Consider the following 23,606-nt stretch of genomic DNA (forward strand, 5'->3'; position numbering starts at 1 on the left):
CTTCCGGATGACGGCACTCCATCCTTCCCGCGGAGACCTCACCTCATCGGCGGAGCCACGCCGGCCGGGTTGACCGCGGCCGCCACCGCCCCGGCCAGTTCCGTCGCCTCGGCAGGCTCGAGCGTGCTGATCGTGATGCGGATCCCCGGTGGGGAGCCCATCCGGAAGAGGGTGCCGGGCGCCACCGCGTACCCCCGATCGCGAAGCGCCGCGACCGCCCGAGTCTCGTCGGGCACCGGAACCCAGACGTTGATACCGGTCTCGCCGAAGGCTTCGACGCCCTCCGCCCGGAGCGCCGCCTGGAGCGCCCGGCGGCGTTCCCCGTACGTCCTCGCGGCGTGCGCGACCAGCTCGGTGGCCGCCTCGTCCCGCCAGAGCCGGAGCAGCAGCCGCTGCAGGACGGTCGACACCCAGCCCATGCCGATCCGCATCCGCCCGGCCACCCTGGCCGCGGTCGTCTCGTCACCCGCGAGCACGGCGATGCGCAGATCCGGTCCGAAGGGCTTGGAGGCGGACCGGACGAACGCCCAGGAGCCGGTCACCGGCCCGATGCAGTTCGGCTCATGCTCGGCCAGCTCGGCCGCGTGGTCATCCTCGATGACGACGACGCCCGGATGGCCGGCCAGCAGTTCCCGGAGGCGGACGGCCCGCTCGGCGCCGACCGCGGCGCCGGTCGGATTCTGCGCGCGGACGGTGATCACGACGGCCCGGGCGCCGGCTCGCAACGCCGCGGCCAGCGCTTCCGGGTCGGGCCCCTCGGCATCGACGGCGAACGGCACCGCGCGCAGGCCCAGGGCGGCCACCAGGTCGATCAGGGCGGCCCACCCGGGATCCTCGATCGCGACGCCGTCGCCTGGTCGAAGGTGGGCGGTGAGGACCCGCTCGATCGAGTCGAGAGCGCCCGAGGTGACCACGATCACCGCACCGGAGACGGGGATTCCCTCGCCCAGCAGCCGGGGCCGGGCGGCGTCGGCCAGCTCCGGCATGGTGACCGCGGACGCATACCCCTGCGGCGGGCCGCTTTGCGCCGCGAGCGCGGCGATCGCCGGAGCCAAGGGGGGCAGCAGATGCGGATCCGGCTCTCCGGTGGAGAGATCGCGCAGGCCCGGCGGAGCCGGCGTGCGCAGAGCCGCCCGCGTCACCGCGACGGCCGGACGGGAGCGGACACGGGTGCCGCGCCGGCCCTCGGTCTCGATCACGCCGCGCTGGCGTAGCTCCTGATAGGCCTTGGCCACGGTGGCCGGGCTGACGTGCAGAGAGCCCGCGAGGACGCGGACCGGCGGCAACGCCGCCCCGGCGATCCAGTCTCCCCGGACGATGCCCGCCTCGATGCTGGCCGAAATCTCGGCGGCACTGTCACCGCTGACCTGATACTGTGCTGACACAGAGAACAGTCTGTACTAGCACAAGGTCATTCGCAAGCGGAACAGCCGGGGAGGCCACCATGACCGACCTCTACACCCCCACTTCTCGTACGACGGCCACACGCACCCGGAAGCGGATGCACTACGAGCGCGACACGGCCCACGCCATTCTCGACGAGGCGTTCGACTGCGCGGTCGGTTTCGTGGTCGACGGTGAGCCCAGGGTGCTGCCCAACCTGCACGTCCGCCTCGGCGACACCCTCTACCTGCACGGCTCCACCGGCGCGCGGCTCGGCCTGGCGGCCCGTGGCGACGGCGTCCCGGTGTGCGTGACCGTGACCCTGCTGGACGCGCTGGTCTACGCGCGGTCGCAGTTCAACCACAGTGCCAACTATCGTTCCGTGGTCGCTCTCGGGACCGCGCGGCCGGTCACCGACGACGCCGAGAAGCTGCGTGTGCTGTCCGCCCTGGCCGACAAGGTCGGTGACGGCCGCTCCCGGGACAGCCGGCCACCCACCCGCCAGGAGCTCGCTCAGACGACAGTCCTGGCGCTTCCGCTCGTCGAGGTGTCGGTGCGGATCCGGGCCGCCGGCGCCGTGGACGACCCGGAGGACCTGGATCTGCCGCACTGGGCCGGGGTCCTGCCGCTGCGGACGGTGGCCGGGCCCCCGGTGACGGAGCCGGGCGTCGCGGCCGCCCCGCCGGCATATCTTCCGGGCGCCCCGTCGGAGTGGCAGACCCCGGTCGTGCTGGAGGGCCGGCACGTCCGGCTCGAGCCCCTCACGCCCGGCCATGTCGAGCGCCTGTTCGAGGCACTGGACGACGAGGAGGTCTGGCGGCACATCCCCTTCCCCCGGCCGCGCACGGCGGAGGACCTGGCCGAGGATGTCGCGGGTGTGCTGCGCGGTCAGTGGCTGGGCCAGCGTTCCGGCTGGGCACAGATCGACCCGGTCACCGGCGCGGTGATGGGCATGACGACCTACCACGACATCGACACGAACCAGCGGGCCCTCGGCATCGGTCACACCATGCTCGGGCGGAAGTGGTGGCGGACCGGGGTCAACACCGAGGCGAAGCTGCTGCTGCTGGAGCGGGCGTTCGACGTGCTCCGCGCCGAACGCGTGTTCTGGTATACGGACGTTCGCAACGAGCGTTCCCAGCAGGCGATCGCACGGCTGGGTGCCAGCCGTGACGGGATGATCCGCCGTCAGCGCAAGCGGCCCGACGGCAGCTGGCGGGACACCGTGCTGTTCGCCATGACGGTGGACGAGTGGCCGGCCGCGGCCCAGCGCCTCAGGGACCGGCTGGCCACGGGGTGAGTCCCATCAGCGATACTCCGGGGCGCTCCGGCGAGAAAGGTTGACCAATGCTCGGCATCACTGATTTCTGGACGTACGTGCTGGGCGTGGTGGCCATCATCCTCCTGCCCGGCCCGAACTCGATCTTCGTGCTCTCGGTGGGTGCCCAGCGTGGCGTCCGCGCCGGCTACCAGGCCGCGGGTGGCGTGTTCCTGGGCGACACGGTGCTCATGATCCTCTCGGCGACCGGCGTCGCCTCGCTGATCGCCGCCTACCCGGCTCTCTTCCTCGTGCTGAAGTACGCGGGGGCGGCGTACCTCTCCTGGGTCGGCGTCAACATCATCCGCAGCGCTTGGCGGCGGTGGCGCGACCGCGCCGTGCCGGCCCCCGCACCGACCGGCGAGCCACCCGCGGGGATGCAGCGCCCCTTCCGGCGGGCCGCCGTGATCAGCCTGCTCAACCCCAAGGCGATCCTGTTCTTCGTGTCGTTCTTCATCCAGTTCGTTCAGCCCGGCTATCCGCATCCGGAGCTGTCGTTCCTGGTCCTCGGCACGGTCGTGCAGTTCTTCAGCGCGCTCTACCTGTCCGCGCTGATCTTCGGGGGCCGCTACCTCGCCGGGCAGTTCCGAGAACGACGGCGGCTGGCCACCGGAGCGACCACCGCGGTGGGCACGCTGTTCGTGGGATTCGGGATCAAGCTCGCCACGGCCAGCGTGGGCTGAGACGCGCCACGATCAGGAAGGGTTCGGAGCCGGGTGACGGGTGGCGCCCACCGCGTAGAAGGTGCCGCGGACCATCTGGAGCTTGCCGAGATCCGTGGTCCACGTCTTCTCCGCGGTGGTCCAGCTCAGCACGAAGGCCCGGCCGTCGACCACGAACCATCGGACGATGGCGTGCCGGGCGGTGCCGTCCCGGGTTCGGTAGCGGTACTCCCAGTCGGCAGCCCGGTGCAGCAGGGCCACCGCTTCGAGCCCCACTCTCGTGTAGCCGGGCAGTCCACCCGGTCCAGCTAGGCGGCCTTCCTCGGCCTGCAACGCCTGGACCGGGTCGGCGACGGGATCCTGGCCGGCGTCGAGGCTCAGCACCCGGGAGTTCCGGGAGTTCCGAAAGCAGTAGGTCGTACCGATTCGCTGATAGGTCCAGTCGTCGGGGATGGCGATGTGAAAGCCGGATCCGTCGGTGAAGTAGGACCAGCCGGGGGGCAGGGTCCACCCGTTGACGCCCCGGGTCGCGCCCTTCCGCGGGGTCGCCGGGAGACCCCTCGGCGGTGACGTGTCGCAGAGGGCGGATGCGAAGGCTCCCCGCTGCGGCGAACTCACCGCCGCGGAGGGGACCACGGTGGAGGGGACCGCCGTGGCCGGTTTCGAGAGTGCCGGCGAGCCGGCTGGCTCCGCCGGGGAGACCTGGGAAGCCGGGGAGCTCCGGGATGCCGGGGCGGTCTGGGGAACCGGGGCTTCGGCGGGCGGTCCCGGGACGGTGGGTGATGGCGTGCTCGTCACCAGCGACTCCGTCACGGTCGACGGGGAAGGGAGGAAGACCTGAGCGCGGGGCTCGTTACGGTCGGCCACATAGCCTGCGAACAGACTGCCGCCGAGCGCCAGCATGACCAGCGCGGTGACGGTGATCCGGGCCTGCGTCGCCCGTACCGATCGGGTGGGGTGTGGGTTTGACGGCCCGCTCGTCGTGCCGCCCGAGGCCGCGCGGACGACGGCCGTGCCCGCTGCGGGCGGGAGGCGGGAGGTCTTCGGCTTCGCCGGATCGGAGGGCAGCGGATCCGTGGCCTGACGGCCGGCCGGTTCACCGGCGGGACGCCCATCCGGCAAGCGCGCTCCGGCGGCTGGCGCGCCGGACGGCGCTGTTGACTGCCAAAGCTCCAGTCTCGTGCCTGCCATGGCGGATTCGGAGACGTCGTCCCGGTCCGCCTCCGGATCGCGCGCGGCCGTTCCCGGCCTGCCCGCGGCTGCCGCGGGAGGATCCAACCCCGGGGGTGGGCCGGACGAGTCCGGCTTGCGGGCCGTCGCGGGGGACGACGCCTGAACCGGCGCCGGGGACACCTCGCCGCGCGAAAGGGACGACGCCTGAACCGGCGCCGAAGGCTTCTCGCCGCGCGAGCGGGACGGATCACTCGGAACAGGCGCGCGGCCCGGCGATCCGGAAGGGTTGCCCAGGATGAGATCGGGCCGGCCACCTGACGCGGCGGCGTCGGCCCGGCCCTCGGCCGACGGGTCGATCCGGGGGAGCTTGGCGTCTGGTACCGCTGGAATCGATGCCGCAGGACCCGGCGCGTCGCCTCGATGGGTGCCGGTGCCGGGAGTGCTCGGCACGCTTCGAACACCCTCCGCCGAAGAGGGTGGATGTCCTCCGGCCGCGGAGGGATCCGGCACCGGCCCTGCCTTGTCGGAGGCGGATGGGCCCGGACGCCCGGCGGCGAAGCCACCGGGCGTTTGCGGAACCGCGGTGGGCGAGCCCGGCGAAGACGCCTGGGACGACCGCTCACCCGCAGCATCCGGCGACGGCCCGGACGACGCCACCCTGGTGACGACGTTCGGCGACGAGCCGAACGAGGGCGCCGCGACGTTCGGGGACAGGCCGGACGAGGGCGCCGCGACGTTCGGCGGCGGCCCCGACGGCGGCATCCGCGCGTCGCCCGGCGACGGCGCACCGTCGGAGGGCGGGACCAGGGCGGCGCCCGGCGACGGGGCACCGTCGGAGGGCGGGACCGGGGCGGCGCCCGTGGCTCTCCGAACCGGATCGGGCGAGGACCGCGGCCGCCCGATGTGCGTTCCCGTCTCCGGCGCGGCGGCCGCCGGAGACGCATGTGGAGACGACCGTCCGGCCACCGGGGCCGTCCCCCGGTGCGGCCGCGCCGGAGACCCGGCCGCGTGCGGGGATCCCGGCCCGGCCTCCGGTACGGGTCCCGGCCCGGTCGTCCCGCGCGGCCGCCGGCCGTCTCGCTGGCCGGGCAGGAACGGGATCTTTTCCCGCGGGTCCTCGAACACGATCATGCGCAGCCGCCGCTCGACCTCCGGAACCGTCAGGCGGGTGGCCGGTTCGTATCGGAGGAGGCCGTCGAGCACCGATGCCAGCGGGCCGGCACGGACCGGCGGGTCCGGAGGTTCCGTGGCGAGTGCCGCAAGGGTCGCCATCGCCGTCTCACGGGCGTAGGGCGACCGCCCTTCGACGGCCGCGTACAGGGTCGCTCCCAGTGACCACAGATCCGATTCGACGGTGGAGGCGCCGTCGCGGGCCCGCTCCGGCGACACGTACTGGGGCGAACCGACGATCAGGCCGGGGGCGGTCACCGACCCGTCGTCGACGAACGTCGCGAGACCGAAATCGGTCAGCACCACCCGCCCGTCGGTCCCGATGAGCACGTTGTGCGGCTTCACGTCGCGGTGCAGGACCCCGGCCCGGTGCGCCGCGGCGAGGGCGTCCAGGACGGCCAGGCCGATCCGCGCGGCCACCGCCGGCTCGTACGGCCCCTCCTCGTGAAGCACCTGTTGGAGCGACCGGGACTGCACGTACTCCATGACGATCCAGGACAGCCCCTCGGCGTGTACGACGTCGTAGATCCGGACCACGTGGGGGTGGTTGAGACGGGCCGCGCTCCGCGCCTCGCGAAGGGTCCGGGAACGCAGACGATCCTTTTCAGCACCGGTCATCCAGTCCGGCGGAACGATCTCCTTGACGGCTACCTCGCGGTGGAGCATCTCGTCCCGGGCCAGCCAGACCCGCCCCATGCCACCGGCGCCGACCGGCTCCAGGAGACGGTACCGGCCGGCGACAAGCATCTGCCTGACCGCCATCGGCACCCACCCATCAAGTCGGGTATCAGGATAATCAGCCACAGACCGCCCAAGGAACGACGATCACCCGCCCCCCGCGTGCGGTTTCCCGCTGGACCGGGAGGGCGGTTTTCTGTCGTACCCCCAGGGCAGGATGTGAGGCGTGCGAGAGGTGCTAGAGAGGTTCGGTCCGGCCACCCGGGAGTGGTTCACGGCCGCCTTCGCCGCGCCCACCGCCGCTCAGGCCGGGGCGTGGCGGGCGGTCGGCGCGGGGCGTAACGCCCTGGTGGTCGCGCCGACCGGGTCCGGCAAGACGCTGGCCGCCTTCCTCTGGTCGCTCGACCGGCTGGCCCGTGAGCCGGTCCCCGAGCAGCCCCGGCAGCGATGCCGGGTGCTCTATGTGAGCCCGCTGAAGGCGCTGGCCGTCGATGTCGAGCGCAACCTGCGCGCCCCGCTCACCGGGATCCGGCAGGCGGCCGGGCGGCTGGGGCTGCCGCCTCCGGAGATCACCGTCGGGATGCGGACGGGCGACACTCCGGCCGAGGAGCGGCGTGGCTTCACACGGACCCCGCCGGACATTCTGATCACCACGCCCGAGTCACTGTTCCTGCTGCTCACCTCGGCCGCGCGGGAGTCGTTGCGCGGCGTCCAGACGGTGATCATCGACGAGGTGCACGCGGTCGCCGCCACCAAGCGCGGCGCGCATCTGGCCCTCTCCCTGGAGCGGCTGGACGCGCTTCTCGACCGCCCGGCCCAGCGGATCGGCCTGTCCGCCACCGTGCGCCCGATCGACGAGACGGCCCGGTTCCTCGGCGGCGCCCAGGATGTGGAGGTCGTCCAGCCGCGCAGCGCCAAGACGATCGAGGTGCTGGTCGAGGTCCCGGTGGAGGACATGACCCGTCTCGACGAGCTGCCCGATCCGGATCCGGACGAGCCGGGCGGCGGCCGGCGCACGCCGTCGATCTGGCCGGCCGTCGAGGAGCGGGTCCTCGACCTGATCGAGGCGCACCGGTCGACGATCGTGTTCACCAACTCGCGGCGCGGCTCGGAGCGGCTCTGCGCCCGGCTCAACGAGCTGGCCGCCGAGCGCGCCGATCCGGCGGCGGCGCAGGTCCCCGCCGGCTCGCGGATGCCCGCGGAGATCATGGCTCAGGCCGGCGGCACACGTGGCGCGCCACCGGTCGTCGCCCGTGCCCATCACGGCAGCGTCTCCCGCGAGGAGCGCAAACAGATCGAGGAGGCACTCAAGTCCGGGCATCTCCCGGCCGTGGTCGCGACATCCAGCCTGGAGCTCGGCATCGACATGGGCGCGGTGGATCTGGTGGTGCAGATCGAGGCGCCCCCGTCGGTCGCGGCCGGCCTGCAGCGCATCGGCCGTGCCGGCCACCAGGTGGGCGCGGTCTCCCGCGGTGTGGTCTTCCCGAAGCATCGCGGCGACCTGTTGTCCTGTGCCGTGGTCGCGGAGCGGATGGGCGCCGGCGCGATCGAGGAGCTGCGCTGCCCGCGCAACCCGCTCGACGTGCTCGCCCAGCAGATCGTGGCCATGGTCGCGCTGGACGAGTGGCAGGTCGACGACCTCGCCACGCTGGTGCGGCGGGCCGCGCCGTTCGCCGAGCTGCCGTCGTCGGCGCTGCACGCGGTGCTCGACATGCTCTCCGGGCGATACCCGTCGACCGCCTTCGCCGAGCTGCGCCCCCGCCTGGTGTGGGATCGCACCACCGATCAGCTCACCGGGCGTCCCGGCGCCCAGCGCCTGGCCGTGACCAGCGGCGGCACGATCCCCGACCGGGGCGCCTTCGGGGTCTTCCTGGCCGGTTCGGAGCGCGCTTCCCGGGTCGGTGAGCTGGACGAGGAGATGGTGTACGAGTCTCGCGTCGGCGACGTCTTCCTGCTCGGCTCGACGTCCTGGCGGATCGAGGACATCACACCGGACCGGGTGCTCGTCTCGCCTGCGCCCGGAGCGCCCGCCCGGATGCCGTTCTGGAAGGGTGACTCCCCCGGCCGGCCGGTCGAGCTGGGCCGGGCCATCGGTGCCCGGCTGCGCGCGCTGACCCGGGCCGGCGACGACAGGGCCACCACCGAGCTGCACGACTCGGGTCTGGACGAGTGGGCGGCCGGCAACCTGATCGCGTACCTGCGCGAGCAACGGGAGGCGACCCGCCATCTGCCGGACGACCGGACCGTGGTGGTGGAGCGGTTCCGCGACGAGCTGGGTGACTGGCGGATGACCGTGCACTGTGTGCTGGGCGCCCGGGTCAACGCGCCGTGGGCACTGGCGATCGGGCGCCGGCTCAGCGAGCGGTTCGGGGTGGACGGTCAGGTGATGCCCTCCGACGACGGCATCGTGGTGCGCCTGCCGGACACCGCCGAGGAGCCGCCCGGCATCGACCTGGTCGCCTTCGATCCGGAGGAGATCGCGCAGATCGTCGAGGAGTCGGTCGGCACGTCGGCGCTGTTCGCGTCCCGGTTCCGGGAGTGCGCGGCCCGGTCGCTGCTGCTGCCCCGCCGCGATCCACGCCGCCGGCAGCCGCTATGGCAGCAGCGGCAGCGTTCCGCGCAGCTGCTCGACGTGGCCCGCGAGTTCGCTGACTTCCCGGTGACCCTGGAGGCGGCCCGCGAGTGCCTCCAGGACGTGTTCGACGTGCCGGGCCTGGTCGGCCTGATGCGGGAGATCTCCGGGCGTAAGGTCCGGCTCGTCGAGGCGGAGACGGCACGGCCGTCGCCGTTCGCCCGGTCGCTGCTCTTCGGCTATGTCGGCGCCTTCCTGTACGAGGGGGACGCCCCACTGGCCGAGCGCCGTGCCGCCGCGCTCACCCTCGACTCGACCCTGCTGGGCGAGTTGCTCGGCCGGGTCGACCTGCGGGAGCTGCTGGACCCGGAGGTGGTCGCGGAGACCGAGGCCCAGTTGCAGTGGCTGACCGCCCAGCGCACCCCGCGTGACGCCGAGGACGCGGCCGAGCTGCTGCGGCTCCTCGGTGACCTGGCGCCGTCGGAGCTGGCGGTGCGCGGTGTTCCGGAGGAGTGGCTGGAGCAACTGGCCGCGGCCCGGCGGGCGATCCGGGTGCGGGTGGCCGGCGAGGAGCGCTGGATCGGCATCGACGACGCCGGCCGCTACCGGGACGCGCTGGGTGTGGCGCTGCCGGTCGGTGTTCCCGAGGCGTTCCTGGAACCCGTGGCCGACCCGCTCGGCGACCTGGTGGCACGGTTCGCGCGGACGCACGGGCCGTTCGCGGCGGCCACCTGCGCGGCCCGGTTCGGTCTCGGGGTCTTCGTCGTGGAGCAGGCGCTCAAGCGGCTCAGTGCGGCCGGCCGGGTCACCTCGGGCGAGTTCTCGCCGGGCGGCGCGGGCAGCGAGTGGTGCGACGCCGAGGTGCTCCGGATGCTGCGGCGACGCTCGCTGGCGGCGCTGCGCCGGGAGATCGAGCCGGTCCCGCCGCGGGTGCTCGCCTCCTTCCTGCCGAGGTGGCAGCAGGTGGGTGGGTCGGGCCGTGGCGTGGACGCGCTGGCCGCCGCCATCGAGCAGGTGCAGGGCGTCGCGGTGCCGGCGTCCGCATGGGAGCGTCTGGTGCTGCCGGCCCGGGTGTCCGATTACGCACCGCCGCTGCTGGACGAGTTGTGCGGGGCCGGTGAGGTGGTGTGGGCCGGGTCCGGTTCGATCGCCGGGGGCGACGGCTGGGTCACGCTGGCCTATGCGGAGAGTGCCCCGCTGCTGCTGCCACCACCCGACGAGGAGTTCGCGGCGACCCCGCTGCATCAGGCGGTGCTCGATGCTCTCGGTGACGGGCAGGCGATGTTCTTCCGGTCCCTCGCCGACCGGGTCGGCTCGGCCGACGACACCGAGCTCTCGGCGGCGGTGTGGGATCTGGTGTGGGCCGGTCATCTGACCAACGACACGTTCGCCCCGCTGCGGGGGCTGCTCGGTGGCAGCGGAGCCCATCGGGCGAAGGCGACGCCCGCCCGGACGAGGTATGGGCGGCCCGGCCGGCCACGCCTGCCCGCCCGGGGTGGGCCGCCGAACATGGCGGGTCGCTGGTCCCGGCTGCCGGAGCGGGATCTCGACCCGACCCGGCGTGCGGCGGCCGTCGCCGATCTGCTGCTGGAGCGGCACGGCGTGGTGACCCGGGGCGCGGCCGTGGCCGAGGGGGTGAGCGGCGGTTTCGCGGCGGTCTACCCGGTGCTGGCGGCGCTGGAGGAGCGCGGGGCGGCCCGGCGGGGCTATTTCGTCGAGGGTCTGGGGGCGGCCCAGTTCGCGGTGCCCGGCGCGGTGGACCGGCTGCGGGCGCTGAGTGAGCCGGCCGAGCAGGACCGCCGGGCCGTCGTGTCCGCCGTGGTGCTGGCGGCCACCGATCCCGCCAATCCGTTCGGGGCGGCGCTGCCCTGGCCGGAGCGGGTCGTCGACAGCGGCGACGGCAACCCGGTCGCCAAGGCCGGCCACCGCGCCGGCCGGAAGGCGGGCGCCCTGGTCGTCACGGTCGGCGGAGACCTGATCCTCTATGTCGAACGCGGCGGCCGGACCCTGCTGTCCTTCACCGACGACACGGAGACGCTGACCAGGGCCGCCCAGGGCCTGGCCGGCGCGGTGCGCTCCGGTGCCCTGGGCGCGCTGTCGGTGGAACGCGCCGACGGCGAGTCGGTCCACGCCTCCCCGCTGCGGGAGGCTCTGACCACGGCCGGTTTCCGTGTAACCCCTCGCGGCCTGCGCCTACGCGCCTGACGCCGCGAGGGGCAACAGCACGACCAGGCCAGAACCGCACGCCGCAAGGGGCGGGAACACGACCGGGTCAGAGCCGCACGCCGCAAGGGGCGGGAACACGACCGGGTCAGAGCCGCACGCCGCAAGGGGCAACAGCACGACCAGGCCAGAGCCGCACGCCGCGAGGGGCGAGAACACGACCGGGTCAGAGCCGCGCAGCGACCTCGGACGCCACCAGGTCGATGTGATCGAGGTCGGACAGGTCCAGCACCTGCAGGAACAGACGCGAGGCGCCCGCCTCCGCGTACCGGCCGATGGTCTCGACCGCCTCGGCGGGGGTGCCGACGATGCCGCCGTTCTCGCGCATCTCCTCGACGTCGCGGCCGATCGCGGCGGCCCGGCGGCGGATCTCGGCGTCGTCACGCCCGACGCAGAGGACCGCGGCGGCCGAGTAGGTGAGCGGTTCGGTCCGGCCGAGGGCCTCGGCGGCGGCGCGAACCCGCGAGTACTGGGCCGGGATGTCCGAGATCTTGGAGAACGGGACGTTGAACTCGGTGGCGTACCGCGCCGCCAGGTACGGGGTGCGCTTCTTGCCGTGGCCACCGACGATGACCGGCACCCGTGGTGACTGCACCGGCTTGGGCAGCGCCGGAGAGCCGCTGATCTGGTAATGCTTGCCGTCGAAGTCGTAGGTGGCGCCGGCCGGCGTCTCCCACAGCCCGGTGATGATCTCGAGTTGTTCCTCGAGCCGGTCGAAGCGTTCGCCGATCGTGGGGAAGGGGATGCCGTACGCCCGGTGTTCCGCCTCGAACCAGCCTCCACCGAGGCCGAACTCGACCCGGCCGCCGCTCATCGCGTCCACCTGGGCGACCGCGATCGCCAGTGGGCCGGGCAGGCGGAAGGTGGCCGAGCTGACCAGCGTGCCGAGCCGGATCCGGGAGGTTTGCACGGCCAGGGCGGCGAGCGTGATCCACGCGTCGGTGGGACCGGGCAGACCGGACACATCGCCCATCTTGAGATAGTGGTCGGAGCGGAAGAATCCGTCGTATCCGCCGTCCTCGGCGGCTTTGGCGACCCGCAGGAGATCGTCGTGGGTGGCGCCCTGCTGGGGTTCGGTGAAGATCACGAGACGCATAGATCCACACTGCCACGACACTCCGGCGCGCCCACCCCGCTCCGGACAACGACAGGCAGTAACGTTGACCACCATGGGCGGTTATGGATGGATCAGCTTCACGACCGATTACGGCACTTTTGACGGCTTCGTAGCCGCCTGCCATGGATCGATCGCCCGCGTCTCTCCCGACACCAGGGTGATCGACGTCACTCATCACGTGCCGCCGGCCGATGTCACCCGGGGCGCCGCGGTCCTGGCGCAGACCGCGCCCTACCTGCCGCCCTCGGTGCATCTCGCGGTCGTCGACCCGGGCGTCGGCACGGCCCGCCGCGGCGTGGTCCTCGCCACGCCGAACGGCCTGCTCGTCGGCCCGGACAACGGTCTGCTCATCTGGGCCGCCGAGGCGCTCGGCGGCATCACCGCGGCCTACGAGCTGGACAACAAGGACTGGATGCTCGGCGACGTCTCCCGCACCTTCCACGGCCGGGATCTCTTCGCCCCGGTCGCGGCCCGGCTGGCGGCGGGCGCCGATCCCGCGGAGGCCGGCCCGGCGGTGAACCCGTCCAGCCTGACCCGCCTGCCGGACCCGGTGGTCACCATCGGCGACGGCTGGATCGAGGCCGAGGTCCTGACGGTCGACCGGTTCGGCAACGTCCAGCTGGCCGCCGACGGCTCCGCGCTCTCCGGCCTCGGCACCGAGCTCATGGTCAACGGCGGCGTCCGGGCCCGGCGCGGCGCGACCTTCGCCGACGTCAACGTGGGTGAGCTGCTCGTCTTCGCCGACTCCGCGGACCGGGTCGCGATCGCGGTCAACAACGGCCGCGCCGTGGTCCTTCTCTCGGTGGTCCCCGGCGACATGGTCCGTATCGCCGCCCGATAAAAAGGCAGACCCTTTCCGGTACGGGACAAACCGCCCCCAACCGCAGAAGCCCAGTCCCGCCGCACTACGCGAGCACCCGCGGGGTCCCGCCCGCGAGGCCCCACCGGGCGGAGATCGGTGGTCCGGGCGGGGCTGGTCAGATGCGGTGGTGGACCCAGACGTTGGGCTCGACGTAGACGGCGTGATCCTGCTCCACGTCGCAGTGGATCGGGGACAGGGCGCCCGGCACCTCGACCGGCCCGGTGGCGTCGAAGGCCAGCCCGGTCCAGGATCGCCACTGCTCCAGCGTCCCGGCGTAGGTCATGCTGTAGTGCGCCACGTTGACGATCTTCGCCCCGGCGCGCACATGCACCCGCAGCCACGGGTCGACGGGCAGTCCGTCGTCACGGGTCGCGTGGGCGTACACATCGATGGGTTGTCTGATCTGAGCGTGCTTGCCGCTGGGCCGGACCGGCGCGACCAGGTCGGTGAAGCCGTGCTCGGCCGCGTTGTCACGCATCGCCGCGAGCATCAGGCCGGAGAGGCCGGACCCGCGCAGATCGGGCCGGATGTTGATCTCCAGGGCCGAGACCATGGTGGGTTTCGTGCCGCTGAGGTGGTCGTGGAGGGCCTGGCGGATCACCCAGTCCCAGCCGCCCTCGGGCAGCCCCTCGGCCGGATCCCCGTCGTAGGCGAACGGCACCGAATGCGCCTTCGCGACCGCCCGTCCGGTCTCCTTGTCCACCGCGAGCAGCGAGAACGTGGGCCAGAACTGGTCGGAATACCGGTAGTAGAGGCCACCGGTCGGATCCTTGGTCATGAACTCGGGCCAGCCTCCGGCGAGCTCGTCGTAGAGGTCCAGCCGGTCCCCGATCGGGGCGATGTCGAGTTGCATGCGGGCAGGATGCCAGCCCACCCCGGTCCGGTCACCCGATTTTCGTCAAGAATGGTGGGCATGCCGGAAGGGGACACCGTCTGGAACACCGCCCGCGTGCTGGAGAAGGCGCTCACCGGCGAGGTGCTGACCGGCTCCGACTTCCGGGTGCCGCGGCTCGCGACCACCGACCTCACCGGCTGGACCGTCGCCGAGTCCGCGAGCCGGGGCAAGCACCTGCTGCTGCGCCTGACCCGGGACGGGCGGCCGCCGCACACGCTCCACTCGCACCTGCGGATGGACGGCGCCTGGCGGGCCTACGCGCCCCGGGAACGCTGGACCGGCCGCCCAGCGCACCTGATCCGGGTGGTGTTGCGCACCGCCCGCTCGGTGGCCGTCGGGTACCACCTGCACGAGGTGACGCTGATCCCGACCGCCGAGGAGGACCGTCTGGTCGGGCATCTCGGGCCGGATCTGCTCGGCGCCGACTGGGATCCGGCCGAGGCGGTCCGCCGGATCGCCGCGAAGCCCTCGGCCACGATCGCCGAGGCGCTGCTGGACCAGCGGAATCTGGCCGGGGTGGGCAACCTCTACAAGGCGGAGACGCTGTTCCTGCGCGGGCTGTGGCCATGGACCCCGGTCGCACGCGTAACCGACCTGACCGGCACTGTCGAGCTGGCGCAGAAGCTGGTCGCCGCCAACCGCGGCCGCTGGACGCAGACCACCACCGGATCGCTGCGCAAAGGCGAGACCAACTATGTGTACGGTCGTCGCGCCCAGCCGTGCCGCCGCTGTGCCACCGCGATCCGCAAGGCCGAACAGGACGAACGCGTCACCTACTGGTGCCCGCGCTGCCAGCCGGAGCCGTGACGGGTCAGCCGGCCGCCGCGGGTGGGGTGCGGAATTCGCTGGTCCGCAACTCGGCCAGCCCCTCGGCGATGCCGCGCAACCGGTCGGCCGCGTCGACCAGACTGAAATACGCCGGATGGCGGGTGTCGACGAGCGGTTGACCGTCCTCCGCGACGTAGCTGGCGGCGGCCGCGACCAGCGCCTCGAACGCCTCGACGCCCTCGCTGAACTGCTCGGCGAGCCCGGCGTGCGACTCCACGAGCGCGTCGCGCCGGCCGCCCTGCCCGAGCGGGATGGCCCGCTCGACGCTGGCCGCCCGCTGGCCGAGGTCACGCAGCCACCGCTCGGCGGTGGCCGCCTCCCGCACCGCGGCCTCGCCCTCGCCGGTCAGCCGCCCGGCCAGCCCCGCCATCGTCTGTGACGCGCGCTCCAGCCGGTCCCACGAGTCGGCGATGACCGAGCCGCGCAGCGCGAACCGGTTCTTCTGGCGGCGCACCTCCTGCACCACCGTCCGCCCGGCCGGGAACCGCTCGAGCGCCGCGGCGAGCCGGGTCTCCGGCAGGCTGGGCGCCGGCGCCGGCTGGGCGGCCAGCTCACGGTGGTCGCTCCAGCGCCACCAGGCGAGCATCACCGAGGATCCGGCGGCCGCCGCCCAGACCGCGTCGGCGACGCCTATCCCCGCATACGGAGTGAGGACGGCGGCCGCCGCGGTCAGGCCTCCACCGAGCACACTCCACCGGCGTGCGGAACCCCGCAGCCGTTTGAGCCGCCGGAAATACCTGCTCCGGTCGTCCACCGTCGCTCCCCTCCCCGTCGTCGTCGCTCAGCCGGCAGCGGTGGTGTCGCCCCGCTTCTGGTTGAGGCTCGCCCGGATCTCGTCGAGACGGGCCACACCGGCCGGATCTGCGGCCGAGGTGGCGGGCTGCTCGACGGCCGGGCGATCGGCGGCGCCGCCCAGCTTCTCCCCCGCCATGCTGGCCCGGATCTGCTCCAGGCGGGACGCGCCGGCCAGGTCCAGGCTGGATTTTTGCACCTCGAGCATGCGGCCCTCGACCGAGTTGGCGGCCAGCTCGGCACGGCCCATGGCATTCGCATACCGCTGCTCGATCTTGTCGCGCACCTGGTCCAGCGACGGGGTGTTGCCCGGCGCCGCGAGCTGCGACATCGACTCCAGCGACTTGGCCACGGTCTCCTGCATCTTGGCCTGCTCGAGCTGGCTGAGCAGCCGGGAGCGCTCGGCGATGCGCTGCTGGAGGACCATCGCGTTGTTCTCGACCGCCTTGCGGGCCTGCCCGGCGGCGGCGAGCGCCTGGTCGTGGAGGGTCTTGAGATCCTCCATCGACTGCTCGCCGGAGACCAGCTGGGTGGCCAGGGTCTGCGCGGTCGACTCGTACTTCTGGGCCTCGGCCTCGTCACCTGCGGCCCGGGCGCGGTCGGCGAGGACGAGCGCCTGACGGGCCATGCCCTGCAGCTTCTCGACCTCGGACATCTGCCGGGACAGCTTCATCTCGAGCTGCCGCTGATTGCCGATGACGGCCGCGGCCTGCTGCACGAGGGCCTGGTGCTGGCGCTGAGCATCCTCGATGGCCTGCTGGATCTGGACCTTCGGATCGGCGTACTCGTCGATCTTCGCGCCGAAGAGCGCCATCATGTAATGCCAGCCCTTGACGAACGGATTCGCCATCTCGTGGTGTCCCCTCAATGTCGCTCTGCCGGACGCGTCAGCCCTCGTGTCGAGGATGACGCGAAACCCATCGTGACAGCCGGACGCCACTGGCGTCACGGGTCCTCCGGGGGATCTCAGGGTCTCCCCTGGCATCGAGGCTACGCCTCCCTGAGGGGCCAGAGCGAGGCGCCGAACCCGCACACGAAACAGGCCGGGCAGTCCCCTGGGACGGCCCGGCCGATCGCGTCATGATGATCAGGCGGCGTAGACGATGTCCCGCTTCGGTTTGCGGGTCGCGTGCAGCGTGGTCTTCAGCGGGGAATCCTTGCGCACGGAGACGGAGACGTCCCCTTCGGTCGTCTGACCGTCGACCGGAACCAGCACACCCTCCATGTTCTCCGCCAGGGACAGCGTGCTGCTGACCTCGCTGAGCAACTCGGAGAGGCGGGCGCCGAGCGCGTCGCAGATGGCCGCGAGCAGCTCGCTGGACGCCTCTTTCTGACCACGCTCGATCTCGGACAGATAGCCCAGGCTGACGTTTGCGGCGGTCGACACCTCGCGCAGCGTGCGGTGCTGCCCCTGCCGGCGCGCACGAAGAGCGTCGCCGATAACGCGGCGTAGCAGGACCATGGCACCTCCTCCTGCGAGCTCGCCGCCAGCATACGCCGGAGGCTTCCCGCAACCGTACCTGGCCCGAGCCGCCCCGACATCCCACCCCGCCGAATTCCCTGGCCCCTAGGCCCACGGCAGAACCGGGACAACAGGTGCGGTAGGGGGCGTAACCCCAGCTCAGGCCGCAGTCGACGCGGAACGGAGAGAGTCGGTCAGCAATTGAAGGACGGCCGTCACACTTTCGGTACGGACGGCCGCCCGGTTCCCGTCCAGTTTCAGCTCACGCACCCGGGTCTCCGAGGGGCCGGCGACCGCCACGAACACCAGCCCGACCGGCTTGCCGTCCTGCGGCTCCGGGCCCGCGACGCCGGTGGTGGCCAGGCCCCAGTCCGCGCCGCAACGCTCCCGGGCGCCCTCGGCCAGCGCGGCGGCCACGTCACCGTCGACCGGGCCCCGCTCCGCCAGCAACCCTTCCGGTACGCCGGCGAGCCGCGCCTTGAGCTCGGTCGCGTAGACCACCAGTCCGCCCCGGTAGACGGCGCTCACCCCGGGGATCTCGACGATCGTCGCGGCCACCAGACCACCGGTGAGCGACTCTGCGGTCGCCACCGTCTGCCGCCGCTCCACCAGCGCGTGCACGGCCGCTGCGGCCGCCACCGAGATGTCCATCCGGTCCTCCCGACCCCTAGGAGACAGCGCCCCGCCGCAACCGCAGCGCCTGGACCACGTAGTCGGCCCCGGTCACCACGGTGACCACCAGCGCGGCGCCCATCAGCACCACCCCGACGAGGTGGAACGGCTCCGGCACCGGCCACAGATACCACGCGATGGCGACGGTCTGCAGCCCGGTCTTGAGCTTGCCACCCCGGGAGGCCGGGATAACGCCGTACCGGATCACCCAGAACCGCAGCGCGGTCACGCCCCACTCACGGACCAGGATGACCACCGTCACCCACCAGGGCAGTGCGCCGTAGAACGAGAGCAGGACCAGGGCGGTGCCGGTGAGCGCCTTGTCCGCGATCGGGTCGGCGATCTTGCCGAACGAGGTGACCAGCGACCAGCGCCGGGCGATCCAGCCGTCCGCGAAGTCGGTCGCCGAAGCGATGCAGAAGGCGAGGCAGGCCGCGATCCGCCAGTCCGGCCGGGTCATCTCGGAGACGACGACCAGGAACAGGAAGACCGGTACGAGCACGATCCGGACGACGGTCAGCGCGTTGGCGGCGTTGTAGAGCGACACCACCCGCGCCGCCGGAGCCGGAACCGGCTCGTCGGTCACCGCGTCACCGGGGCGGCCGAGATCATCTCGACAGGGACGGCGATCAGGTCCACACCCTCGGTGCCGGTGACCCTCGCCCGGACCAGGTCGCCGGGGCGCAGCATCGACAGGTCCACCCCGGCGTCGCCGGTGACCAGGCTGGTCGAGCCGTCCACCTCGGGCGCCTGGTGCTCGGCGCGGCCCTCGATCTCGTCGCCGTCGATCGCGTCGATCAGCACCTCGACGGTGTCGCCGATCCGGTCCTCGGCGCGCTGGGCGCACAGCTCCTCGGCGAGCGCGACGACCCGGTCGTACCGCCGCTTGATGGTGGCGTCGCTCACCTTGCGGTCCAGGCCGGCGGCCTCGGTGCCGTCCTCGTCGCTGTAGTCGAAGACGCCGATGGCGTCGAGCCGGGCCTCGGTGAGGAAGCGGACCAGCTCGTCCACGTCCTGCCTGGTCTCGCCGGGGAAGCCGACGATGAAGTTGCTCCGGGCGCCGGCCCCGGGCGCCAGCTTCCGCGCCGAGTCGAGCAGCTCGAGGAAGCGCTCGGTGGACCCGAACCGCCGCATCCGGCGCAGCACCGGCTCGCTGGAGTGCTGGAACGACAGGTCGAAGTAGGCGGCCACGCCGGGCGTGGTGGCGATCGCCTCGACCAGACCGGGACGGGTCTCGGCGGGTTGCAGGTAGCTGGCCCGCACCCGGACGATGCCGTCGACCGCGGCCAGCTGGGGCAGCAGCTTCTCCAGCAGGCGCGGGTCGCCCAGATCCTTCCCGTACGACGTGCTGTTCTCACTGACCAGCACCAGCTCGCGGACGCCGGTCTTGGCCAGCCACTCGGCCTCGGCGAGCAGCTCCTGCGGGTCGCGGGAGACGAAGGCGCCGCGGAACGCCGGGATCGCGCAGAACGCGCAGCGCCGGTCGCAGCCGCTGGCCAGTTTCAGCGAGGCCACCGGGCCGGTGTCGAGCCGGCGGCGCAGCACCTTGCGCAGGTGGGCCGGGGTGTGCTCGTCGACGGTCGCGTGACCGGGGACGACCACCTTGGCGGCCTGCCGCTTCACCGGGGTGATCGGGAGCAGCTCACGGCGGTCGCGGGGGGTGTGCGCGTCCAGGCTCTCGCCGCGCAGCACGCTCTCCAGCCGGTCGGTGATGTCGGTGTAGTCGTCGAAGCCGAGCACCGCGTTCGCCTCGGGGAGGTTGTCGGCGAGCTCCTTGCCGTAGCGCTCCGCCATGCAGCCGGCGGCGACCACCTTGGCGCCGGTGTCGGCCGCGGCGAGCAGCGTGTCGATCGAGTCCTGCTTCGCCTTCTCGACGAAACCGCAGGTGTTGACGACGACCACGTCCGCGCCCTCGGCGTCGGTGCCGACCTCCCAGCCGCCGGCGTCGAGGCGGGCGGCCAGCTCTTCCGAGTCGACCTCGTTACGGGCGCAGCCCAGCGTCAGTAGCGCGACACGGCGGGTGGGAGAGGTTCCAGACACCCGCCAAGGTTACCGGGCAGCCCGGCGTGGTCGTTCCTCCGCTCGTCCAGCTTCTAGCGCCAAACGCGATTGACAATACGATTGCCCGGTGACGACCTCGGAGAACTGGGACGATCTCGCCGCGGTGACGGCGCTGAGCGATGGGGTGCGGCGCTCGGCGTACCAGGCGGTGGCCGACGGCGGGCCGGAGCCGGTCGGCCGCGACGAGGTGGCCGACACGCTCGGCGTGGGCCGTACCCTGGCCGCCTTCCATCTCGACAAGCTGGTCGACGCCGGGCTGCTCGAGGTCTCCTACGCCCGCCGGACCGGCCGCAGCGGGCCGGGCGCCGGGCGGCCCGCCAAGCTGTACCGGGTGGTGCCCTGGGAGCACTCGGTCAGTGTGCCGCCGCGCGCCTATCGCGACGCCGCGGAGATGCTCGCCGAGGCGGTGGACCGCAGCGGCGCCGATCAGGCCCTCTACGAGGTGGCCCGGGAGCAGGGCCGGCGGGAGCCGGCGAGCGACCCGGCCGCGGCCCTCGCCGTGCGGGGCTACTCCCCGGTCGCCGGGCCGGACCGGATCGAGCTGCGGAACTGCCCCTTCCACCGGCTCGCCGAGGAGTTCCCACCCCTGATCTGCGGGATGAACCTGGCGCTCATCGACGGCATGGTGGCGGGCTCCGGGTGGACCGCGCGGATGGACCCGGCGCCCGGCCGGTGCTGCGTGACCCTCTGTAAAAACAAATCTGATTGACATTAGATGGTGGGACTGGTGAGGTGGACGCATGACCGACTTCCACCTGGCCCAGATGAATGTCGCCCGCTTGAGAGCCCCGCTGGAAGACCCGTCCGTCGCCGAGTTCGTGGCCGGCCTCGATCTGATGAACGAGCTGGCCGACCGCTCGCCAGGCTTCGTCTGGCGGCTCAAGGAGGAGGACGTCGACGAGGCCACCCTGCCGGGCCCACGCGATCCCGCCGTGATCGCCACGATGTCGGTGTGGGAGTCGCTGGAGCATCTCCGGGCGTACGTGTACCAGTCGGCCCACCTCGACTACCTGCGCCAGCGCCGCGACTGGTTCGTGCCCGGCGGCTCGGCGCTGGTGCTGTGGTGGGTGGAGGCCGGCCACATCCCGAGCCTCCAGGAGGGCCTGAAGCGCATCCACCGGCTGTCCACGGAAGGGCCCGGGCCGGAGGCGTTCACCTTCCGGCAGACGTTCAGTCCCCGCCCACCCGCAGAGCGGCCAGAGCTTCTTCCAGCTCGTCCGGCTTGACCAGCACATCGCGTGCCTTCGAGCCCTCGGAGGGGCCGACGATCCCGCGGGTCTCCATCAGGTCCATGAGCCGGCCCGCCTTGGCGAAACCGACGCGCAGCTTGCGCTGGAGCATCGAGGTCGAGCCGAACTGACTGGTCACCACCAGCTCGATCGCCTGGATCAGCAACTGGAGGTCGTCGCCGATCTCCTCGTCGATCTCCTTCTTCTTGCTGGGCGGCGCGTCGGTGACGCCCTCACGGAACTCCGGCTCGCGCTGGTTCCGGCAGAACTCGACGACCGCCGCGATCTCCTTCTCGTCGACCCAGGCGCCCTGAATGCGGACCGGCTTCGAGGCGCCCATCGGCAGGAAGAGGCCGTCACCGCGGCCGAGCAGCTTCTCGGCGCCGGGCTGGTCCAGGATGACCCGGCTGTCGGCGAGCGAGGAGGTGGCGAAGGCCAGGCGGGACGGCACGTTCGCCTTGATCAGGCCGGTGACCACATCGACCGACGGGCGCTGGGTGGCCAGCACCAGGTGGATGCCGGCGGCCCGGGCCAGCTGGGTGATCCGGACGACCGAGTCCTCCACGTCGCGCGGGGCGACCATCATCAGGTCGGCCAGCTCGTCGATGATCACCAGGAGGTAGGGGTAGGGCTTCATCTCCCGCTCGCTGCCCGGCGGCGGCTTGATCTCGCCGCTGCGGAGCTTGCGGTTGAAGTCGTCGATGTGGCGGACCCCGTTCGCGGCGAGGTCGTCGTAGCGCATGTCCATCTCGCGGACCACCCACTCCAGGGCGTCCGCGGCCTTCTTCGGGTTGGTGATGATCGGCGTGACGAGGTGCGGGATGCCCTCGTAGGCGGTCATCTCCACCCGCTTGGGGTCGACCAGCAGCAGGCGGACCTCGTCCGGCGTCGCCCGGGTCAGGAGCGAGACCAGCAGCGAGTTGAGGCAGGAGCTCTTACCGGCGCCGGTGGCGCCCGCGATCAGGATGTGCGGCATCTTGGCGAGGTTCGCCGTGACGAACCCGCCCTCGATGTCCTTGCCGAGCGCCACCAGCATCGGGTGGTGGTCGCCGGTGGCCGCCCGGGAGCGCAGCACGTCGCCGAGCGAGACGTTCTCCGGGTCGGTGTTCGGGATCTCCACGCCGACCGCGCTCTTGCCCGGGATCGGGCTGAGGATCCGCACGTCCGGCGACTTCACGGCGTAGGCGATGTTGCGGGAGAGCTGGGTGATCCGCTCGACCTTGGTGCCGGGGCCGATCTCCACCTCGTACCGGGTGACGGTCGGGCCGCGGGTGAAGCCGGTGACCACGGCGTCCACGTTGAACTGGTCGAAGACACCGGTCAGCGCGGCCATGATCTCGTCGTTGGCGCGGCTGCGGGCCTTCGGCGGGGCGCCGGTGGCGAGCAGGTTCGGCGGCGGCAGCCGGTAGTCGCCCTTGACCGCCGAGATCTCCAACTGCTCGGCCCGGGTGGGCGCCGGCGAGTGCTCGGGCGGCGGCTTCTTCCGGGTCTTCGGCAGCTTCGGCAGGGCCACCGTGTCGTGCAGGATGAGTTCCTCGTCGAAGTCGTCCGGCGGTTCCTGATCGAGGGGCGGCGGAGGCTCGGCCATCGTGGCCTGGCGGCGCCGGGCGGGGCGGCGCGGCTTCGCGGGCGGCTCCTCCTCGTCGTCCGGGTCGTCGTCCAGGTCCAGCGACGGGCGCGGCGTGTGCTTGCCGGAGCGCCCGGAGACCAGGTCGAGCAGGAGCACCACCCGCTCCGGGACCTTGGCGATCGGCGTCGCGGTGATGACCAGCAGGCCGAAGACGAAGAGCAGCAACAGCAGGGGGACGGCCACCCACGCCGTGACGGCCCGCTCCAGCAGGCCGCCGATGCCGAAGCCGAGCAGTCCGCCGGCCTGCCCCACCTCGGGTTTTTCGACCTCGGGTCCGGAGATGTGCAGCAGCGCCGCGGTGGCCACAATGATCGCCGTCCAGCCGACCAGGGTCCGGCCGCGATGCTCCGGGTCGGCCGGCTCCCGCATCAGCCGGATCGCGCCGAAGAGGAGCAGCAGCGGCAGCAGCACGGCCAGGCTGCCCAGGAAGAGCCGCACCATGTCGGCCACCCAGACCCCGACCGGCCCGGCGCTGCCCGCCCAGACCGCGACCGCGATCAGGATGGCGGCGCCGAGCATGAAGAGGCCCGCGCCGTCCCGGCGGTGCTCGGGCGCGATGCTCCGGGCGGTGGCGGCCTGCCGTCCGGCGCCACGGGCCAGCCAGCCCACCCCGCCGGCCAGGCCCATCCAGAGGGCGCCGAGGCCACGGGCCAGGCCGGGCCCGACGGCCGGTGGTTGCTTCCGGACCGCGGGGCGCCGTGTGGGAGTCTTACGCGCGGTCGTCTTGCCGGTGGCTTTGCGCGCCGGCTGACGGGCACGGTTGACCGCCGCGCCCCGGGTTGTGGACGCGGCGCGGCTCCGGCCCGCCGGAGGAGTTCGGCCCGCCATGGATGTCACCGTAGCGGTGGCCGGGCGATCCTTCGAGAAGGCGCACCGTGA

Annotated in this window: 18 protein-coding genes; 7 read left to right on the plus strand and 11 right to left on the minus strand. The window is 72.6% G+C overall.

What is annotated here, in order from left to right:
- Positions 1–38: 38 nt before the first annotated feature.
- A complete protein-coding gene (locus tag IEZ13_RS02870) occupies positions 39–1,385 on the minus strand; it encodes an aminotransferase class I/II-fold pyridoxal phosphate-dependent enzyme (RefSeq protein WP_183216342.1) in 1,347 nt (448 codons plus the stop codon).
- A gap of 59 nt (positions 1,386–1,444) precedes the next feature.
- On the opposite strand from IEZ13_RS02870, the gene IEZ13_RS02875 reads away from it, so the two are divergent.
- Both IEZ13_RS02875 and leuE read left to right on the plus strand, forming a co-directional pair.
- Complete coding sequence (locus tag IEZ13_RS02875; RefSeq protein ID WP_183216344.1) at positions 1,445–2,683, plus strand: bifunctional pyridoxamine 5'-phosphate oxidase family protein/GNAT family N-acetyltransferase; 1,239 nt, start codon at positions 1,445–1,447, stop codon at positions 2,681–2,683.
- Between the two features lie 47 nt (positions 2,684–2,730).
- Positions 2,731–3,384 (plus strand): leucine efflux protein LeuE, encoded by a 654-nt coding sequence (gene leuE / locus IEZ13_RS02880; protein ID WP_183216346.1) that lies wholly within the window; start codon positions 2,731–2,733, stop codon positions 3,382–3,384.
- 12 nt (positions 3,385–3,396) lie between these two features.
- On the opposite strand, the gene IEZ13_RS47820 is transcribed toward leuE, so the two are convergent.
- Complete coding sequence (locus tag IEZ13_RS47820) at positions 3,397–6,468, minus strand: serine/threonine-protein kinase (RefSeq protein WP_372441806.1); 3,072 nt, start codon at positions 6,466–6,468, stop codon at positions 3,397–3,399.
- 142 nt (positions 6,469–6,610) lie between these two features.
- Here IEZ13_RS47820 and IEZ13_RS02890 point away from each other — a divergent pair, with 142 nt between their 5' ends.
- Positions 6,611–11,161, plus strand: a complete 4,551-nt coding sequence (locus IEZ13_RS02890; protein WP_423243931.1) for an ATP-dependent helicase — start codon at positions 6,611–6,613, stop codon at positions 11,159–11,161.
- Between the two features lie 184 nt (positions 11,162–11,345).
- Here IEZ13_RS02890 and IEZ13_RS02895 read toward each other — a convergent pair whose 3' ends face one another.
- Positions 11,346–12,275, minus strand: coding sequence for an LLM class F420-dependent oxidoreductase (locus tag IEZ13_RS02895; protein WP_183216348.1), 930 nt, complete (start codon positions 12,273–12,275; stop codon positions 11,346–11,348).
- Positions 12,276–12,348: 73 nt separating this feature from the next.
- Between IEZ13_RS02895 and IEZ13_RS02900 the strand changes: the two genes are divergently transcribed.
- A complete protein-coding gene (locus IEZ13_RS02900) occupies positions 12,349–13,137 on the plus strand; it encodes an SAM hydrolase/SAM-dependent halogenase family protein (RefSeq protein WP_183216350.1) in 789 nt (262 codons plus the stop codon).
- A 136-nt stretch (positions 13,138–13,273) separates the two neighbouring features.
- On the opposite strand, the gene IEZ13_RS02905 is transcribed toward IEZ13_RS02900, so the two are convergent.
- Entirely contained in the window at positions 13,274–14,011 is a 738-nt protein-coding gene (locus IEZ13_RS02905) for an N-acetyltransferase (protein WP_183216352.1), read from the minus strand.
- A 60-nt stretch (positions 14,012–14,071) separates the two neighbouring features.
- On the opposite strand from IEZ13_RS02905, the gene IEZ13_RS02910 reads away from it, so the two are divergent.
- Positions 14,072–14,860 carry an Fpg/Nei family DNA glycosylase gene (locus IEZ13_RS02910; protein WP_183216354.1) on the plus strand — a complete coding sequence of 263 codons (789 nt, stop codon included), beginning with the start codon at positions 14,072–14,074 and terminating at the stop codon, positions 14,858–14,860.
- Between the two features lie 4 nt (positions 14,861–14,864).
- Here IEZ13_RS02910 and pspM read toward each other — a convergent pair whose 3' ends face one another.
- The 6 genes from pspM to rimO form a co-directional block, all read right to left on the minus strand.
- A complete protein-coding gene (gene pspM / locus IEZ13_RS02915) occupies positions 14,865–15,635 on the minus strand; it encodes a phage shock envelope stress response protein PspM (protein ID WP_183216356.1) in 771 nt (256 codons plus the stop codon).
- Between the two features lie 27 nt (positions 15,636–15,662).
- A complete protein-coding gene (locus tag IEZ13_RS02920; RefSeq protein ID WP_183216358.1) occupies positions 15,663–16,523 on the minus strand; it encodes a PspA/IM30 family protein in 861 nt (286 codons plus the stop codon).
- Positions 16,524–16,760: 237 nt separating this feature from the next.
- Entirely contained in the window at positions 16,761–17,135 is a 375-nt protein-coding gene (locus IEZ13_RS02925) for a helix-turn-helix domain-containing protein (protein ID WP_183216360.1), read from the minus strand.
- 159 nt (positions 17,136–17,294) lie between these two features.
- Complete coding sequence (locus IEZ13_RS02930; protein ID WP_183216362.1) at positions 17,295–17,786, minus strand: CinA family protein; 492 nt, start codon at positions 17,784–17,786, stop codon at positions 17,295–17,297.
- A 16-nt stretch (positions 17,787–17,802) separates the two neighbouring features.
- Positions 17,803–18,393: a CDP-diacylglycerol--glycerol-3-phosphate 3-phosphatidyltransferase gene (gene pgsA, locus IEZ13_RS02935; RefSeq protein WP_183216364.1), complete on the minus strand. Its 591-nt coding sequence runs from the start codon at positions 18,391–18,393 to the stop codon at positions 17,803–17,805.
- Positions 18,390–19,847 carry a 30S ribosomal protein S12 methylthiotransferase RimO gene (gene rimO, locus IEZ13_RS02940; protein WP_183216366.1) on the minus strand — a complete coding sequence of 486 codons (1,458 nt, stop codon included), beginning with the start codon at positions 19,845–19,847 and terminating at the stop codon, positions 18,390–18,392. The genes pgsA and rimO overlap by 4 nt, the downstream gene beginning before the upstream one ends.
- An 88-nt stretch (positions 19,848–19,935) precedes the next feature.
- On the opposite strand from rimO, the gene IEZ13_RS02945 reads away from it, so the two are divergent.
- Together IEZ13_RS02945 and IEZ13_RS02950 are read left to right on the plus strand one after the other, a co-directional pair.
- Positions 19,936–20,577, plus strand: coding sequence for a helix-turn-helix transcriptional regulator (locus tag IEZ13_RS02945; RefSeq protein WP_183216368.1), 642 nt, complete (start codon positions 19,936–19,938; stop codon positions 20,575–20,577).
- A 31-nt stretch (positions 20,578–20,608) separates the two neighbouring features.
- A complete protein-coding gene (locus tag IEZ13_RS02950; protein ID WP_183216370.1) occupies positions 20,609–21,094 on the plus strand; it encodes a DUF3291 domain-containing protein in 486 nt (161 codons plus the stop codon).
- On the opposite strand, the gene IEZ13_RS02955 is transcribed toward IEZ13_RS02950, so the two are convergent.
- The gene (locus IEZ13_RS02955) at positions 21,039–23,555 is read right to left on the minus strand and encodes a DNA translocase FtsK (RefSeq protein ID WP_183216372.1); all 2,517 of its coding nucleotides are present in this window, start codon (positions 23,553–23,555) and stop codon (positions 21,039–21,041) included. The genes IEZ13_RS02950 and IEZ13_RS02955 overlap by 56 nt on opposite strands.
- Between the last annotated feature and the right edge of the window lie 51 nt (positions 23,556–23,606).

Source organism: Actinoplanes campanulatus (assembly GCF_014647795.1).
Lineage (GTDB): Bacteria > Actinomycetota > Actinomycetes > Mycobacteriales > Micromonosporaceae > Actinoplanes > Actinoplanes campanulatus.

Bases quoted from the DNA above. Each gene is read 5' to 3' on its own strand.
- IEZ13_RS02875 (WP_183216344.1), top strand. From the start codon at position 1,445: ATGACCGACCTCTACACCCCCACTTCTCGTACGACGGCCACACGCACC.
- leuE (WP_183216346.1), top strand. From the start codon at position 2,731: ATGCTCGGCATCACTGATTTCTGGACGTACGTGCTGGGCGTGGTGGCC.
- IEZ13_RS47820 (WP_372441806.1), bottom strand. From the start codon at position 6,468: ATGGCGGTCAGGCAGATGCTTGTCGCCGGCCGGTACCGTCTCCTGGAG.
- IEZ13_RS02895 (WP_183216348.1), bottom strand. From the start codon at position 12,275: ATGCGTCTCGTGATCTTCACCGAACCCCAGCAGGGCGCCACCCACGAC.
- IEZ13_RS02900 (WP_183216350.1), top strand. From the start codon at position 12,349: ATGGGCGGTTATGGATGGATCAGCTTCACGACCGATTACGGCACTTTT.
- IEZ13_RS02905 (WP_183216352.1), bottom strand. From the start codon at position 14,011: ATGCAACTCGACATCGCCCCGATCGGGGACCGGCTGGACCTCTACGAC.
- IEZ13_RS02910 (WP_183216354.1), top strand. From the start codon at position 14,072: ATGCCGGAAGGGGACACCGTCTGGAACACCGCCCGCGTGCTGGAGAAG.
- IEZ13_RS02920 (WP_183216358.1), bottom strand. From the start codon at position 16,523: ATGGCGAATCCGTTCGTCAAGGGCTGGCATTACATGATGGCGCTCTTC.
- IEZ13_RS02925 (WP_183216360.1), bottom strand. From the start codon at position 17,135: ATGGTCCTGCTACGCCGCGTTATCGGCGACGCTCTTCGTGCGCGCCGG.
- IEZ13_RS02930 (WP_183216362.1), bottom strand. From the start codon at position 17,786: ATGGACATCTCGGTGGCGGCCGCAGCGGCCGTGCACGCGCTGGTGGAG.
- IEZ13_RS02950 (WP_183216370.1), top strand. From the start codon at position 20,609: ATGACCGACTTCCACCTGGCCCAGATGAATGTCGCCCGCTTGAGAGCC.
- IEZ13_RS02955 (WP_183216372.1), bottom strand. From the start codon at position 23,555: ATGGCGGGCCGAACTCCTCCGGCGGGCCGGAGCCGCGCCGCGTCCACA.